The sequence below is a fragment of the Streptosporangium sandarakinum genome, assembly GCF_050942225.1.
Taxonomy (GTDB): domain Bacteria; phylum Actinomycetota; class Actinomycetes; order Streptosporangiales; family Streptosporangiaceae; genus Streptosporangium; species Streptosporangium nondiastaticum.
Window position 1 is genome coordinate 785,531 of sequence record NZ_CP192034.1, and the last position, 14,100, is coordinate 799,630.

The window sequence follows — 14,100 nt, forward strand, 5'->3', positions numbered from 1 at the left end:
GTCAGACCACCCGCTCCAGGACGGCGCGGGCCTCGGCCAGCAGGTCGGGGCCGCGCCGTGCTCCGTACCCGGCCTCGATCCGGGAGATGAGGCCGGGGGCGACCCGTTCGGCGTGCGCGGACAGCACCGGCCACCGCATTGTCGGGGTGAACCGGTTGTAGGCGAACCGTTCGGCGAGCACGAGCAGCCGGGCCGCCTCCTCGTCGGGCATCGCCTCCTTCAGCAGACCCCAGATGCCCAGCCCGGCGAGCGCCATCCCCATCGCCGGGAGGTCCGGGAAAGCGCGGTCCAGGTCGAACACGACCAGGACTTCGGCCCGCAGCGCCTCGAAGAGGTCCGCGCCGTCGTCGCCCTCGCCGTACTGCGCGAACGCCGAGAGCGCGATGACCTCGCCCAGGATGGCCCACAGAGTGGAACCGCCCGGCGCGCCCGGGACGCGCAGGTCCCGGAGCGCCTCGGCCGCCTCGCGGTATCGCCGCAGCCCCCCGGCGATGTCGCCGTCGACGAGGGCCAGTTCGGCTCTGGCGGCGGCGACCGACAGGACCTCGCCGTAGGAGCCCTGGGAGGAGAGCGCCTCCAGGTCGTCGATCATCCGTGCGGCCTCGTCACGGCGCCCCCCGGTGAGCGCCGCCATGGCGAGGGCGGCGCGGATCTGGACGACGTCCTCCATCACCCCGAGGCGTTCGAGCACCGGAAGCGCCTCGGTGGCATGCCTGGACGCCGACGCGGAGTCACCGAGGTGCGCGTACAGGCCGGCCAGCTGGGTGTGCAACGTCGCCCGGTGCCAGGGACCGCCGTCGTCGCCGACGAGTTCCAGGGCGGCCCGGGCGGCCTCGACCGCGCCGGCCGGGTCGCCGGCGTTCTCCCGGCCGTGGCTCAGCCAGTGCAACGCGATCCGGCGGACCAGCGGGTCGGGATCGGCGGCCAGCTCGTCCAGGCCGTTCCCGGAATCCGACACCATGGTGAGCAGGGCGGTCACCAGCGCCCGGACGGCCGGGTTCGCCGAGTCGGCGCCCAGCCCGGACAGCAGCCTGGCCGGCGTCCCGGTCTCCTCGGGGGAGGCCATGACGGTGCTGAACAGCGCGATGCCCAGGGTCATCCGGGTCCGGTCGAGGAGCCGGGGTGGAGGCGCCCAGCCGTCCAGGGCGGCGGTGACGGCCGGGGTGAGGACGATGGCGCGCGGGTGATCTCCGCGGATCGTCCAGTAGCCGCCCAGAGCGGAGAACAGCACCACGGCCGCTTCGGGGTCGGGGTCGGCGAGGGCCTCGCGCAGAATGTCGGCGAGGTTCGTCTCCTCCGAACGCAGCCGGTCCATGGCGTCGACCTGCTCCGGCGAGTACAGCCGGGCACCGTGCCGGTCGGCGTAGCCCACGGCCCACGCGCGTACGGCGGCCCGCGCGCCGGCGGTCTCACCGGCCGCGTCCAGCCGGACCCGGCCGAACTCGCGCACCGTCTCCAGCATGCGGTACCGCACCCCGCCGGCCGTCTCCACGACGGTGAGCAGGGACTGCTCCACGAGCTCCTCGACGTCGCCGAGGGCGTCGCCGCCGAGCACCTCCTCCGCCGCGTCGAGGGCGAAGCCGTCCGGAAAGGCGGAGAGGCGGCGCAGGGCCCGGCGCTCCCGCTCACCGAGGAGGTTCCAGGACCAGTCGATCACCGCCAGCAGCGTCTGGTGCCGCGAGGGGGCGCTCCGGTCACCGCCGCGCAGCAGCGCGAACCTGTCCTCCAACCGGCGGGCGATCTCGGCCGGCGACATCACCCGCACCTTCGCGGCGGCCAGTTCGATCGCGAGCGGCAGGCCGTCCAGGCGGGCCACGACGGCGCCCACGTCATCCTCGTCCAGGCGCACACCGGGCCGGGCCGCGGTCGCGCGGTCGCGGAACAGCTCGACGGCGTCACCGGTTCCCAGCTGGGGCAGCGGATAGACGCGCTCGGCGGCGATCGCCAGCGGCGAGCGGGTCGTGGTGAGGACGCGCAGCTCCCGCGTGGTCGCGGTCAGATAGGCGACCAGGTCGGCGACCGCCTCCACCAGGTGCTCGCAGTTGTCGAGCACCAGCAGCGCCGGAGCCAGGTCGAGCTGCTGGGCGATGCGGGCACGGACGTCGGCGCGCTGCCGCGGGGTGAGCGTGCGGCGTCCGGTCACCGAGTCTCGGACGCCGAGCGCCGACCCGACCTCGCCGACCAGGTCCTCGGGCGCGGTCACGCCGGCCAGCTCGACGAAGTGCACCACCGGCTGCGGGGCCTCGCGGGCGACGGCGTGGGCGAGCCGGGTCTTGCCGAGCCCGCCGGGACCGAGGATCGAGACCACCCGGGAGGCGGCGAGCAGTGACCGCACCCGCCGGAGGTCGTCGTCGCGGCCGAGCAGCGGGGTCGCGTCGAACCGCACGCCGGCGCGCACGGGGCTGTCGAGCGCCAGCAGCTCACGATGGACCCGCCGCAGCTCCGGGCCGACGTCGGCGCCGATCCGGTCGCGCAGGTCCGACCGGTGGCGCTCGAAGCGGTCCAGGGCGGCACCCGTTCCGCGCACCGCCGCCTCGCTGCGCAGGAGGTCGGCGAGCAGCCCCTCGTCCTCGGGACGGACGCGCGCGGCCTCCTCCAGCCCGGGCAGGGCCGGGTCGTGGTCGCCGCTCCGGCTCCGGGCCCGGGCGAGCACGATCCGCGCGGACGCCAGGTCGTGTTCCGCGCGGCGGCGCACCTCGGCCAGCGGACCGCCGCCCTCGGGCGGCAGCGTCCCGGCACCCAGCGCGAGCGCCTCCTCCGCCGCCGCGGCCGCCGCGGCGGGATTCTCGGTGAGCAGCACCCCCGCCCGGCCCGCCAGACCGTGCAGCCGACCGGCGTCGACCAGGTCGGGCGGAACCGCGAGCCGGTAGCCGTTCCCCTCCGTGACCAGCGACGCGGGCCCCACGACCGACCTGGCTCGGGACACCAGGACCTGTAGCGCCTTCGCCGGATTGGCCGGTTCGCCGTCCCCCCACACCTCCGCGACGAGCCGGTCCGCGCTCACGGTCCGGCCGGCGAGCGCGAGGGCCGCGAGCAGCGCCTGAGCCCTTTCGCCGACCACCGGCCGCCCTTGCCACCGCACACCGTCGAGCAGGGTCAGGTGGATCGGCATGCCGCAAGTCTAGGCTTCACCGGGCCCTTAACCCGTTGCCGCTTTCACCGGTCCCGGCGGGCCCTCTGCCCGTTGCCGCTTTCACCGGTCCCGGCGGGCCTCCGCCCGTTGCCACTCTCACCGGCCCTACCCGGATCAGACGCGGCCCTCCGACGAAGCGGCCGTCCTGCTCATGCCCGAGACGGCCGCGCTGACCACGGCGAGTGCCGCTCCCACCCACATCACCGCGGAGAGCGACACGCCGTCCACGATCCGGCCGCCGGCGAACGAGCCGAGTGCGATGGAGACGTTGAAGGCGCCGACGAAGAGAGCCGTGCCCATTTCACCGCCGCCCGACCGCATGATCCAGAGCTGCAGCGTCACACCCACGCCGCCGTAGCCCAGACCCCACACCACGAGCATGATCAGGGGCAGGTCGATCAGAGGCAGCGCCGCCGTGGAGAGCGCGATCAGCGTGGCCAGTGTGACCAGGACCGGTCTGGGGTTCCTGGCCGCCCACGCGCCCGCCGCGAAGTTGCCGATCACGCCCGCGACGCCGTACAGGAGCAGGGCGACGCTGACGAAGGCGGGACCGGCGTGTGAGACCTGCTCCAGGAACGGCCGGACGTAGGTGTAGGCCGCGAAGTGGCCGGCCACGATCAGGACGGTCAGGACGAGGACGACCTTGAGCGGGCCGGAGAGCCGGGAGAGCAACCCCTTCGGCGCGGGGGAGGGGGTCTCGTGGGGCGTCGGCTCGGCCGCCTCCGTCCGGGACTCGCCGGGCAGGGGCGGCAGGGCGGTGGCCAGCAGCGCGAGCAGGGCCAGGGCCAGCACCCCCATGGAGACGAACGCGGTCCGCCACCCCGCGAACGAGGAGATGAAGGTCCCCGCGGGCACCCCCAGCACCGACGCCACCGACACCCCGGCCAAGATGATCGATGTGGCCCGGCCGACGGACCTCTCGGGCACCAGTCGCAGGCCGAGCCCTGCCGCGAAGGCCCAGAACCCGCCGATGCTCACTCCGGTCAGCACCCGGGCGGCCAGCATGACGGGGTAGTTCGGCGCGAACGCGCCCGCCAGGTTCGCCACCGCCAGCAGCGCCATCAGTCCCAGCAACGTGACACGCCGGTCGAGCCGTCGAGCGGTGATCGCCAGCACCGGCGCGGAGACGGCGGCGACCAGCCCGGGCGCCGACATCATCAGCCCGGCCGTCCCGTCGGAGACGCCGAGGGTGGCGGAGATCGAGGTCAGCAGGCCGACGGGCAGCATCTCGCTGGTCACGACGGTGAAGGTGCCCACCGCCACCGAGAAAACCGCGAGCCAGCGCGCTCGGGCGGCGGTGGAGACGTCAGTCATGGTCATGCCGTTCAGCCTTCTACCGTCCACCGGCGGGAACAACGCCGAAGGCCGAAGGCTTGGTTTAGGTGGACTAAACGACGAGGCGGAGGCGGGGATGGAGTTCAGGGAACTGGAGTGCTTCATCGTGCTCGGTGAGGAACTGCACTTCGCGCGTACGGCCGAGCGCCTCTACCTGTCACCCGGCCGGGTGAGCCAGCTCATCCGCTCACTGGAGGACAGGATCGGCGGCCGGCTCTTCCAGCGGACCAGTAGGCGCGTGAGCCTCACGCCCTTGGGCGAACGGTTCCTGGCCGACCTGCGCCCCTCCTACGACGGCCTCGCGAACGCGGTCGGCCGGGCCAAGGCGAACGCCCGCGAGGTGACAGGCGTGATCCGGATCGGCTTCCTGGCCACGCCCACGCAGGTCGTCACCGGCAGCGTGTCCGCCTTCGAGCGCCGGTACCCGGAGTGCCGGACAGAGCTCATGGAGATCCCGCTCTCCGATCCCTTCGGGAAGCTGCGGGCCGGGCAGGTGGACATCGCGTTCACGCTGCTCCCGGTGGACGAGCCCGACCTGGCGACGGGCGAAGAGTTGAACCGGGTCTCGTACCGGCTGGGCGTGTCCTCGCGTCACCCGTTGGCCGCCCGTTCGAGCATCAGCGCGGAGGAACTGGCCGGCGTTTCCCTGATCGGCCTGGACGGTCCGGCTCCGCGCGCGTGGCGCGAGCGCATGGCACCGTCCGTCACCCCCTCCGGCCGTCCCATTCCCAGGGCCGGTACGGTGACCACCAGCCAGGAGGGCCTGACCCAGGTGGCGCTCAACCGGGGCGGCATGCTGCTCTGCACCCCCACGGCGGCCTACCAAAGGCGGCCGGACGTCAGTTTCGTCCCCGTCACGGGGCTGCCTCCCTCGATACTCGGCCTGGCCTGGGTGAAGGCGGCGGAGACGGCGACCATCCGGGCGTTCAACGAGACGGCCGTCGGGCACGCACTCGGGAGAGCGGTCCTGGTGGCATGAGCCATGGCGGCAGATCTTCGGGGCGACGTCGGCGTGGACGACGGCGACGGGCCGGTCGAGGGGCTGGTGGACGGGCTGGGCGAATGGGGCAGGGTCGTGCACGTCCGTGATCCCCACGGCCGTCGTGTCCTCGCCTCGGGCATCGTGACGATGCTCGGCATGGACCACGGGCGCTACCTCGTCCGCGACGCTGAGCCTCACGAGGCCGCCCGGCGCTCTGTTCCGGGGGACCCGGCGCCGGGAGCCGGTCACCTCGCGAGCCGGATCATGGGTGCGGTCGGCGCCCGTCCGCGTATTCAGCGGGGATCTCGTCTTCCTGCGGATCGATCCCGCGTTGCTCCGGTTCCTCGAACCAGTGATCCCGCTGGGATTCGGGCAGGCGGCTCCCGCACCAGGGGCAGAAGGCGATGCCGATGGCCGAGGTCCCACCATCGTGGATGATCAGCCCGTACTCCTGGAACGTGGAACCGAACCACACGAGGGCATCCGGGCAGTCGAACGGGTCCTCATGGTCGTCGCAGTGCCACGTCACCTGACGGATCATCGATTCACAGCAGTGCTCGCCCATGGGGCTGGATTCTCGCAGGATGGAAGCCGGTGGCCGGCTCTTCCCGCGCGGCGCGTCCGCGCAGACGTCCACGAGACATTCCTCAAGCCGGCCCGCGCGCTGATCTGCTGGCGCCGACTCACCTCATTGCGTCAGCGGCTCTCAGGACCTACTCGTCTGGCCTGGGTCTCGGGAGTCTTGTCGAGACGGAAAGCAAACTCGCGCCGGTCTTCGATCCGTGACGCAGCGGTGCCTCCGTGAGCCGGCCGGCGCGCACAAGGCGCGCCGGCCGCCACAGCGGGGACCATCGCCCGTCGCCGACGAGGAGAGCCGACTCCGCCGCCGGGTCTCTCTTCTCGCGCACCGCCCCTGGCTAGTGATCTGACGTGTACCACTTGCCGCTGTAGTAGGAGCCACTGTTGCTGGCCGTGCTCGTGCCGCCCAGCCGAACCAGGCTGCCGGCCAGGTAGGTGCAGGATGAGGTGGAGCAGAACTGGGCCCAGACCCGGAATACACCCGTAGCGGTTCCGGTGGTGCACTTGACGCTCACCGAGTGGGTGGAGCTGGCGGTCTTGTAGCAGCCGGCCGCCGCAGCGGGGGAAGCGGTGCCGCCGATGAGGGCGGTGGCTCCGAGAACCACGCCGACGACGCCGGAAAGGATCTTCTTAGTCATGAGCACGTATGATCGCTTGCCGCACTTGATCTTCACAAGCCCTGTCCGTCCGGATACGTACGGCCGGGCTCGGAACGGCCGCACTCGATCGGCGTGGAATCCATCACCCACAGCGGGTCACTCCACAGGTCGGTGTCACGCGTCGGTGCCCGGACGGCCTGCTTGAGCAACGGCAGGGCCTTGCGCAGGCGCTTCCCCGAGCCGGTCGGAGGCCGGGCTGGACCTCGCCGGGAGGTGCTCGCCCGCACCGCCCGTATCAGAAGTGGGTGGCGATGCCGTAGACCCTGCGCAGCTGTGCCATGTCGTGCCGGTCCCGGTCGGTCGGCTCGTAACCCTGGTGGAAGTGGACCTGCTGCCTGGCCGACAGACAGGCGATGCTCGTGCCGAGGATCGTGCCGGTGGCGAAGGCGTTCGCGGGGTAGGGGAAGACGTCCCCACGGTCGTTGGCCGGCTGCACGGCGGAGCCGTCGGGCTGGAAGGTCAGCGGGTGCAGATCGAGCTCCCGCCCGTCGGGATGGCGCATGACGAACCGGGCAGGCCGTCCGGGGACGATGTCGTGCCTTTCGGCGAAACCGGTGTTCTCCAGGATCTCGATCAGGGTGGGCTCCTGGGTGGCGTCGTGCATCAGGTCCAGGTCCCGATGGGGGCGGGTGACCTCGCTCACGAGCGCGTCGATGCCCCAGCCGCCTCCGACCCAGACCCTGCATCCACCGTCGTGGAGCAGCCCGATGACTTCGATGACGTCGCCGGCTTCGAACACGGCTAAGACCCTACCTGCCATCGCTCCGCCGGAGTGAGCCGTTCGCGGCGGGGGCCGCGACCGGTCGAGAGATCCACCGGGCAGGGTTCAGGAGCCCGGCCGTCGCCCCGGCGACGGTGTTCAGGCGCGTCGAGTCCGCCCGGGAGTGCCGGCGGGCGACCACCGGAGCCTCCCGTCGCCGTCGACCTGTTTCGGGGATCCGCCTTCCCGTCACGAGTCCGCCGGCAAGCCGATCCGGCCGAGCTGGTGGTCGAGGACCGCGACCGCCTCCGCGACGCCCAGTTCCCCGACCAGCACGCCGTCGGCCAGGCCGCGCGCGAGCCCGAGAAGCACGTGGGCCTCGGCGCCGGCATCGACGCCGGGTCCCGAAGCGGTGGCGGCCACGAGCGCGGTGATCTCGCGATGGACCGCGTCGCCGCCCGCGCGGTACAGCCCGCGTACCTCAGGGTCGGCGACGGACCTGGCCAGGAACGCGTGCCCGGCGAGCAGGAGTACGGGAGCGCGCACGCCCAGCTCGACGACGGCGAGCAACGTGCGCCGCAGCGTGTCGGCCGGATCGCAGGCGTCCTGCAGCGCCGCGCGGACATGGTGCTCGATTTCCTGCCTGAGGAGATGCGCGCTCGCGCGCAGCAGGTCGGCCTTCGCCGCGAAATAGTGCTGCACGAGCCCTTTGGAGACGCCGGCCTCCTGGGCGACCCGCCCGATGCTCACGCCGGCCAGGCCGTCCCGGGCGCACAGTCTGAGGGCGGCATGGGCGATCTCCGCCCGCCGCGCCGCGTGGTCCACCTGCTTCGGCACGGCCCGGCCTCCTCTCTTCGCGATACGAGTGTATCGTGATATTGATGCGATGCGATCGTATTGTGAAAGGCGAACGGAGGATCCCGTACGTGAACGACCCCGTGGAGCCCAACATCGGAGCCGCGTTCCGCCCGCGGCGGCTCGGCCACTTCCGTGACGCGTCCGCCTTCGCGCGCTACCGGAACGCCTACGACCAGGCCATGGCCCAGCTTCCCGAACCCGATCAGATCCAGGACGTGGAAACCCGCTTCGGGGCCGTCCGGATCTATCGTTTCGGCACCGGCGACGGCGTACCGCTTCTCCTGCTGCCAGGACGCACCGCGTCCACCCCGATGTGGGAGGCGAACCTGGCCGGCCTCACGGGCCACCGGCCGGTTTACACGGTCGACCTGATCGGCGAGCCCGGCCTGTCGGTACAGACCCGGGCGTTCACGAGCGCGGCCGACCAGGCCGACTGGCTGGCGGAGCTGCTGGCCCGGCTCGGCCACGACCGGGTGCACCTCTTCGGAGTGTCCATCGGCGGGTGGAGCGCTTTTCACCTCGCCCTGCACGCTCCGGAGAAGGTCGCCTCGGTGAGCCTGCTCGATCCGGCCAGCCTTTTCGGCCGGTTCACCTGGAAGGTCGTCGTCGTCTCGCTGGGCTCGGTGGTGCCGTTCTTCCCCGAGTCGTGGCGCCGGAGGCTGCTGAGCTGGATCTCCGGCGGAGCCGACGCCTCCGAGGACGAACCCGTCGCCAACCTGATCTCGGCAGGGATGCGGGACTTCACCGCCTTCCTGCCGCCTCCGACGTACCCCACGGACGACCAGGTGGCCGGACTCGACGTGCCGGTGCTCGCCCTGATCGCCGGGCGCAGCATCATCCACGATCCACGCAAGGCCACCCTGCGCGCCCGCCGCCTGCTCGCCCGTGGCGTCGTCGAACTGTGGCCGGACGCCTCCCACGCCATCAACGGCGAGTTCCCCGAGCGCGTCAACGCGCGGGTCCTCGCCTTCATCGACGAGATCGACCGCACCGGCCACGCCGGCGACACACCGTGATGACACGAGCCGGTGAAGCGCGCTCCCGAACGACGCGGGCGTTCATTGCGGACAGGCGATCCGCCCCCTTGTCGCTCTGTCCAATCGCACGCTGATCAGCCCGCCGGCGCGATCTCTCCGGAGGAGTGATGCATCTCGCCGGCCCGTCCCGTCTGTCGTCGAACTGAAGGCGCCTGTTCGCTCTGAGCCGGCTTCCGCGTCGTCTCGGGACTCACGTAGTAGTGCAGCAAAGCGTTTTCGCCCGCCGCGTTCAGCCACTCGGCGCGGGCGCTTGCCACACGTCGCCATCCGGCACGTTCGTACAGGGCGATGGCCGCGTGACCGTCGTCGGATACGTCGAGCACGAGAGGCATCCCTAGATCGGCGGCCTTCTTGCCGGCCACGTCGAGGAGGCGGGTGGCATGTCCTGAGCTTGTTCCGCTTTGACGGACACCTTTGGTGTGGTGGTCAGACCGCGACAGCGGCCTCATAGGTGGCGGGGCTAACGTAACCCAGACTGCTGTGCAGCCGGTGCAGGTTGTACCAGCCCTCGATGAACTCGAAGATCGCGCTGCGGGCGGCCGCCCGGCTGGGCCATGACCGCCCGTCAAGCAACTCGCCCTTCAACGTGGCGAAGAACGACTCGGCCAGGGCGTTGTCCCAGCATTGGCCGGTCCGGCCGACTGACAGCCGCACCCCGAGCCGCTCGGCTAGATCGGCGAACGCCCCGCTGGTGTACTGACAGCCGCGGTCCGAGTGAAAGATCACTTCCTGGGCGGGGCGGCGCTGTCGGCAGGCTGTTTGCAGGGCCTCGGCGACCAGCTCGGTGCGCAGGTGGTCGGCGGTGGCCCAGCCGACCACCCGGCGGGAGGCGATGTCGATCACGGTCGCCAGATACAGCCATCCCTCGTCGGTGAGCAGATAGGTGATATCGCCGCACCAGCGGGTATCGATTGCGGCCGGATCCGGGGTGAAGTCGCGGCCGATGAGGTCGGGGCGTAGCGCGGCGGCCGGGTCGGCGATGGTGGTCTGCTGCCGGCGGCGCCGGTGCCGGCCCTGCAGACCGGCCGTGCGCATCAGCCGGGCCACCCGGCGCCGGCCGCAGACGATGCCTTCCCGTCGCAGGACGGCGTGGACGCGCGGAGCTCCGTAGGCGCCGCGCGAGTGCCGGTGGATCTGATGGATGCGTTCGGTCAGCTGCGCATCGCGGGCCGCGCGGGGACCAAGAGTGCCGGTTCGGCGGGCGTAGAAGGCGGCTCGGGAGACTCCCAGCAGCTCACACGCCCGTTTGACGTTGTGGCCGCCTTGCTTTTCCGCCTCGATGAAGGGGTGCACCTTCACCGGGTCTCCGTGGCGAAGAAAGCCGTGGCCCGCTTGAGGATGTCGACGTCCTCGCGCAGGCGGCGGTTCTCCCGCCGCAGCGCGGCCAGCTCCTCACGTTCACCACTGGTCAGCCCGTCACGCCGGCCGGTGTCGGTCTCGGCTTGGCGGACCCAGGCGCGCACCGCGGTCTCGGTCAGATCGAAGTCCGCAGCCACCTGGCCGATCGAGCGGTCTCCGCGTTGGCACAACTCGACGATCTCGGCTTTGAACTCACGGGTGAACGAGCGGCGAGGGCGCGGTTTCTTCTTCCCCATGTGCTCCATCATGGACATCCTTTCGGGGGCAAGCCCCTGATCTCGGATGTCCGTCAAACCAGATCAAGCCCAGTCCGCAGCCTCGCCCCTGAGGGGTCACGAAGAGCCGGGTGATCGATCCGACCGGACCGGCCGGCGTACTGATGGCCCGGGCGAGGGGCGCTTCAAGCGTTGCCGCGTCCAGCCGTGAGAGTCCCACGTGTCCGACGACGTCAGAGCCTTCAACCACCACCCATGCTTCAACAAGGTCGGAAGGTGTCAGCCATCGCCCGGGATCGGCGGGCCAGTCCACCGGGTAGCGGTCGGAAGCATGCACGGTGGCGAGAGCCTCGATGCAGGAACGCAGATCCTCGGTGGTTCTTGGGCGGATCAAGGGGCTCATCACCCGGCGATTTTCTCAGGGCGCGGGCTTGATCAGGTCGGCCAGGATCAGAACCTGTACTCGCGGACCGTCGGGGACCCGACTTCCGTATGGAGCGGGTGACGGGAACCGAACCCGCGCCGTCGGCGTGGGAAGTGCGTCGATCGCGCCTCGTGGAGCGTCTGAGCTGGGCGTTCGGCCGGTCATGAATGACCGTGGTCGACCCCTCGTCACCCTGGTCGATGGCACGCTGACGACACGGCGATCAAGGCTCCAGATCGGCTTGACGACGGACTCGGCGGCGATGGCCCGGAGTCGTTCGATCATCCCGCAGGTGAAGCGCTCCCGCCGGAGGCATCGGGGTTCATGGGGAGCGTTTGGTAGGTGGGTCGAGTCGCCCCCAGTCTCCGGGCACCGGCTGGAGACAGGGTCATAGGGGTGACCCACCCCTGCCGGGTCAGGACCACTTGGGCCGGCAGCGGGGTGACCGGGTAGACCTCGATGCCGCGTGACCAGTTCGTGAGCAGTCCTTCGGTGCCGCCGGAGTCGACCAGGACGAGCGAGATGGGCTGGCCGTCCATGGCCCAGGTGTTCCAGATCGCCCATCCTTCGGGCCGGGCTTCGACTCCCAGGCGGGTGCAGATCTCGATGTAGCTCTCTTCCATATCGGCGGGGACGGTATGCGGCCGGAGGATGATGACTCCGGCGAGTTTCATGAGCGGAAGCTCTCCGCCGAGGCAGCCGTCCCCGTCGAAGTGATGGTGACGGAGGTGACGGGCCGTTTCGATCACTGCTCGCTGAAGGGGAGTGGCTTCATCGGAGACGCCGGTGAGAGCGAGCCACCCTTCGCCGTCCGCCGCGTCGACAATGGCGCGCGCCAGGTGCTCGATGTGCCGAAGGTATTCGGTCTCACTGAGGTCGGTTGGGGACACCGCGACAGTGTGGCATCAGGTCGTGCGCTTGAACACGCGGGTTACCCGACCGACCGGAAGTCGTCGGTCTCCTGGTGGGGAGTTGGTGACGGGATTCGGATCATGCGCGGACGCGCACACTTCTCCCGGACCTGATCCGCTGACGTGACGAGTCAACCTGAAGGTCGCTTCCACGCGCGAACGGTAACCCGGTGCTCCCGCTTGTCGATGGAGACGGGATGAGAGGACTTCTACCTCAGCCAGTCGCGACCTCGTCCTACGATCGCGGCAATGGTTCCGGAGGCGAGGCCCTCGCTCAAGGAGGGAGTGAGGAGGCGCGCTCGGTTCACTTCGGGGCAGTCCTCGCCGTCGTCTCGGGGTGAGATGGGCTGGATTTTCCATCCATCGATGTCGGGCCGCGGGTTTGCCACAGAGGCGGTTCGAGCCCTCATCGGCGTGGCCTTCGAGCGCTGCGGCATGCACCGGGTCATTGCTCGACTCGATACGCGGAACGAGGCATCGGCGCGACTGTGCCAACGTGTGGGCATGGTCAAGGAGGCATACCTGCGCCAGGACTACTGGATGAAAGGCGAGTGGGCCGACACTCTGATCTACGGACTGCTCGCGGAGCAGTGGCACGGCTGAAGGAACAAGAGGGCCAGTGCCACACCAAGGGTGAAGGCCACATTCCCGTAGACCCTCACGGTCTCCACGTCGCTCTTTGTCTCGTGAGGAGTGACGTCATCCGGCTCATTCACAGCAAAGATCACCCCATGTCGGCAGATCGCAGCGAAAGAGTGCGGAGACGCCATCCGCAGATCCAGCCCCACATCAGCCAACTACGGCTCCGCGATCGGCAGTAGCGATCATCCCGGAGCGGAGTCCCCCGCCGGAGGCGTCAGCTTCGAAAGAGGCGGACAAGCGCGATGACTATCACCACGGGGATGACGACCGCCGCTATGAGCACGAGAAGAATGAAGATCCCGAATGGGGAGTAGATCACAGCCTGCTCCTGTCGACAGGGTGATCATATGCATGCCTAGAAAGCGGAGCGGCGGGGGCCGGTGGTCGGCGAGAGCATCGGTGGCGCGTCACCGCTTGATACCCCATGAGAACAATTCGGCAGTGACTCAGGCCGCGACCGGCTGGTGCGCCGTTGCTCAGAACTCCGGGAAGAGGCTGAGCACCTCGCTGAAGCCGTTGGTGAGGCTGTCGAGTAAGGCTTTGCTTTTTCGGCGGTGGCCATGGAGAGGCGGCAGACGACTCCGCTGCCCGGAAGCACCGTGGCCCCTCAGCTCAGCCGGGGGAGACGAAACCGGACTCGTAGGCCGTGATGACGGCCTGGGTGCGATCGCGCGCCCCCAGCTTGGCCAGGACGTTGCCGACGTGGGTCTTCACCGTCTCAGCCCCGATGACCAGCTCGGCGGCGATCTCGATGTTGGATCGGCCGCAGGCCATCAACCGCAGCACATCGGCCTCCCGCGCGGTCAGCTTCCCGAGCCCGGGGACGGCACGGGTGGCGGCGTACCGGCTCCGACGGTTCGCGGCGAGCGCGCGGATCGCGGCCGGGAACAGCAGCGATTCCCCGGCGGCGACGATTCGGACGGCCTGGACCAGGTCGTCGGGCCGGCTGCGCTTGAGCAGGAAGCCGCTGGCCCCCGCGCGCAACGCGTCATATACGTAGTCGTCGTTGTTGAAGGTGGTCACCACGATGACCTTGGGCGGTTGAGGCAGCGCCAGCAGCAGCCGGGTGGCCTGAATGCCGTCCACCGCGGGCATCCGCACGTCCATCAGCACCACGGCAGGCCGCGCCGTCCGAACCACCGGCACCACCGCCGCTCCATCGGCCGCCTCGCCCACCACCTCCAGGTCGGGTTCGGCATTGACGATGATCCGCAGACCGGTCCGGATCAGATCCTCGTCATCGGCGATGACCACACGAATCGGCAT

At 70.4% G+C, this 14,100-nt stretch carries 13 protein-coding genes and 2 pseudogenes; 3 read left to right on the top strand and 12 right to left on the bottom strand.

All coding sequences use genetic code 11. The features are described 5' to 3' along the window. Nucleotide 1: 1 nt before the first annotated feature. Both ACQP10_RS03795 and ACQP10_RS03800 read right to left on the bottom strand, forming a co-directional pair. Nucleotides 2–3,112 (bottom strand): BTAD domain-containing putative transcriptional regulator, encoded by a 3,111-nt coding sequence (locus tag ACQP10_RS03795; protein ID WP_433540888.1) that lies wholly within the window; start codon nucleotides 3,110–3,112, stop codon nucleotides 2–4. A gap of 135 nt (nucleotides 3,113–3,247) precedes the next feature. Beyond that, nucleotides 3,248–4,453: an MFS transporter gene (locus tag ACQP10_RS03800; protein WP_433540889.1), complete on the bottom strand. Its 1,206-nt coding sequence runs from the start codon at nucleotides 4,451–4,453 to the stop codon at nucleotides 3,248–3,250. 91 nt (nucleotides 4,454–4,544) lie between these two features. On the opposite strand from ACQP10_RS03800, the gene ACQP10_RS03805 reads away from it, so the two are divergent. Beyond that, complete coding sequence (locus ACQP10_RS03805; protein ID WP_433540890.1) at nucleotides 4,545–5,447, top strand: LysR substrate-binding domain-containing protein; 903 nt, start codon at nucleotides 4,545–4,547, stop codon at nucleotides 5,445–5,447. Nucleotides 5,448–5,712: 265 nt separating this feature from the next. Here ACQP10_RS03805 and ACQP10_RS03810 read toward each other — a convergent pair whose 3' ends face one another. From ACQP10_RS03810 to ACQP10_RS03830, 5 genes and pseudogenes are all read right to left on the bottom strand, one after another. Continuing rightward, a complete protein-coding gene (locus ACQP10_RS03810; protein WP_399498995.1) occupies nucleotides 5,713–6,015 on the bottom strand; it encodes a DUF6980 family protein in 303 nt (100 codons plus the stop codon). A 352-nt stretch (nucleotides 6,016–6,367) separates the two neighbouring features. Further along, on the bottom strand, nucleotides 6,368–6,667 hold the full coding sequence (locus tag ACQP10_RS03815; protein WP_399498996.1) for a hypothetical protein: 300 nt from the start codon (nucleotides 6,665–6,667) through the stop codon (nucleotides 6,368–6,370). Nucleotides 6,668–6,738: 71 nt separating this feature from the next. Continuing rightward, nucleotides 6,739–6,873 (bottom strand): annotated as a pseudogene (locus tag ACQP10_RS03820) (IS982 family transposase); the annotation flags it as partial. A 50-nt stretch (nucleotides 6,874–6,923) separates the two neighbouring features. Then, the gene (locus tag ACQP10_RS03825) at nucleotides 6,924–7,427 is read right to left on the bottom strand and encodes a nucleotidyltransferase domain-containing protein (RefSeq protein ID WP_433540891.1); all 504 of its coding nucleotides are present in this window, start codon (nucleotides 7,425–7,427) and stop codon (nucleotides 6,924–6,926) included. Between the two features lie 210 nt (nucleotides 7,428–7,637). Then, nucleotides 7,638–8,225: a TetR/AcrR family transcriptional regulator gene (locus tag ACQP10_RS03830; RefSeq protein ID WP_389991333.1), complete on the bottom strand. Its 588-nt coding sequence runs from the start codon at nucleotides 8,223–8,225 to the stop codon at nucleotides 7,638–7,640. Between the two features lie 89 nt (nucleotides 8,226–8,314). Between ACQP10_RS03830 and ACQP10_RS03835 the strand changes: the two genes are divergently transcribed. After that, entirely contained in the window at nucleotides 8,315–9,262 is a 948-nt protein-coding gene (locus ACQP10_RS03835; protein WP_346017717.1) for an alpha/beta fold hydrolase, read from the top strand. A gap of 95 nt (nucleotides 9,263–9,357) precedes the next feature. Here ACQP10_RS03835 and ACQP10_RS03840 read toward each other — a convergent pair whose 3' ends face one another. From ACQP10_RS03840 to ACQP10_RS03855, 4 genes are all read right to left on the bottom strand, one after another. Next, complete coding sequence (locus ACQP10_RS03840; RefSeq protein WP_433540892.1) at nucleotides 9,358–9,645, bottom strand: hypothetical protein; 288 nt, start codon at nucleotides 9,643–9,645, stop codon at nucleotides 9,358–9,360. Nucleotides 9,646–9,709: 64 nt separating this feature from the next. Then, entirely contained in the window at nucleotides 9,710–10,582 is an 873-nt protein-coding gene (locus ACQP10_RS03845) for an IS3 family transposase (RefSeq protein WP_433540893.1), read from the bottom strand. Further along, on the bottom strand, nucleotides 10,579–10,890 hold the full coding sequence (locus ACQP10_RS03850; RefSeq protein ID WP_433540894.1) for a transposase: 312 nt from the start codon (nucleotides 10,888–10,890) through the stop codon (nucleotides 10,579–10,581). The genes ACQP10_RS03845 and ACQP10_RS03850 overlap by 4 nt, the downstream gene beginning before the upstream one ends. A 672-nt stretch (nucleotides 10,891–11,562) precedes the next feature. Next, entirely contained in the window at nucleotides 11,563–12,171 is a 609-nt protein-coding gene (locus tag ACQP10_RS03855) for a hypothetical protein (RefSeq protein WP_346017715.1), read from the bottom strand. A 363-nt stretch (nucleotides 12,172–12,534) separates the two neighbouring features. Between ACQP10_RS03855 and ACQP10_RS03860 the strand changes: the two are divergent. After that, nucleotides 12,535–12,690, top strand: a pseudogene (locus ACQP10_RS03860) (GNAT family N-acetyltransferase); the annotation flags it as partial. 756 nt (nucleotides 12,691–13,446) lie between these two features. Here the strand turns inward: ACQP10_RS03860 and ACQP10_RS03865 are convergent. Further along, a complete protein-coding gene (locus ACQP10_RS03865) occupies nucleotides 13,447–14,100 on the bottom strand; it encodes a response regulator (protein ID WP_433540895.1) in 654 nt (217 codons plus the stop codon).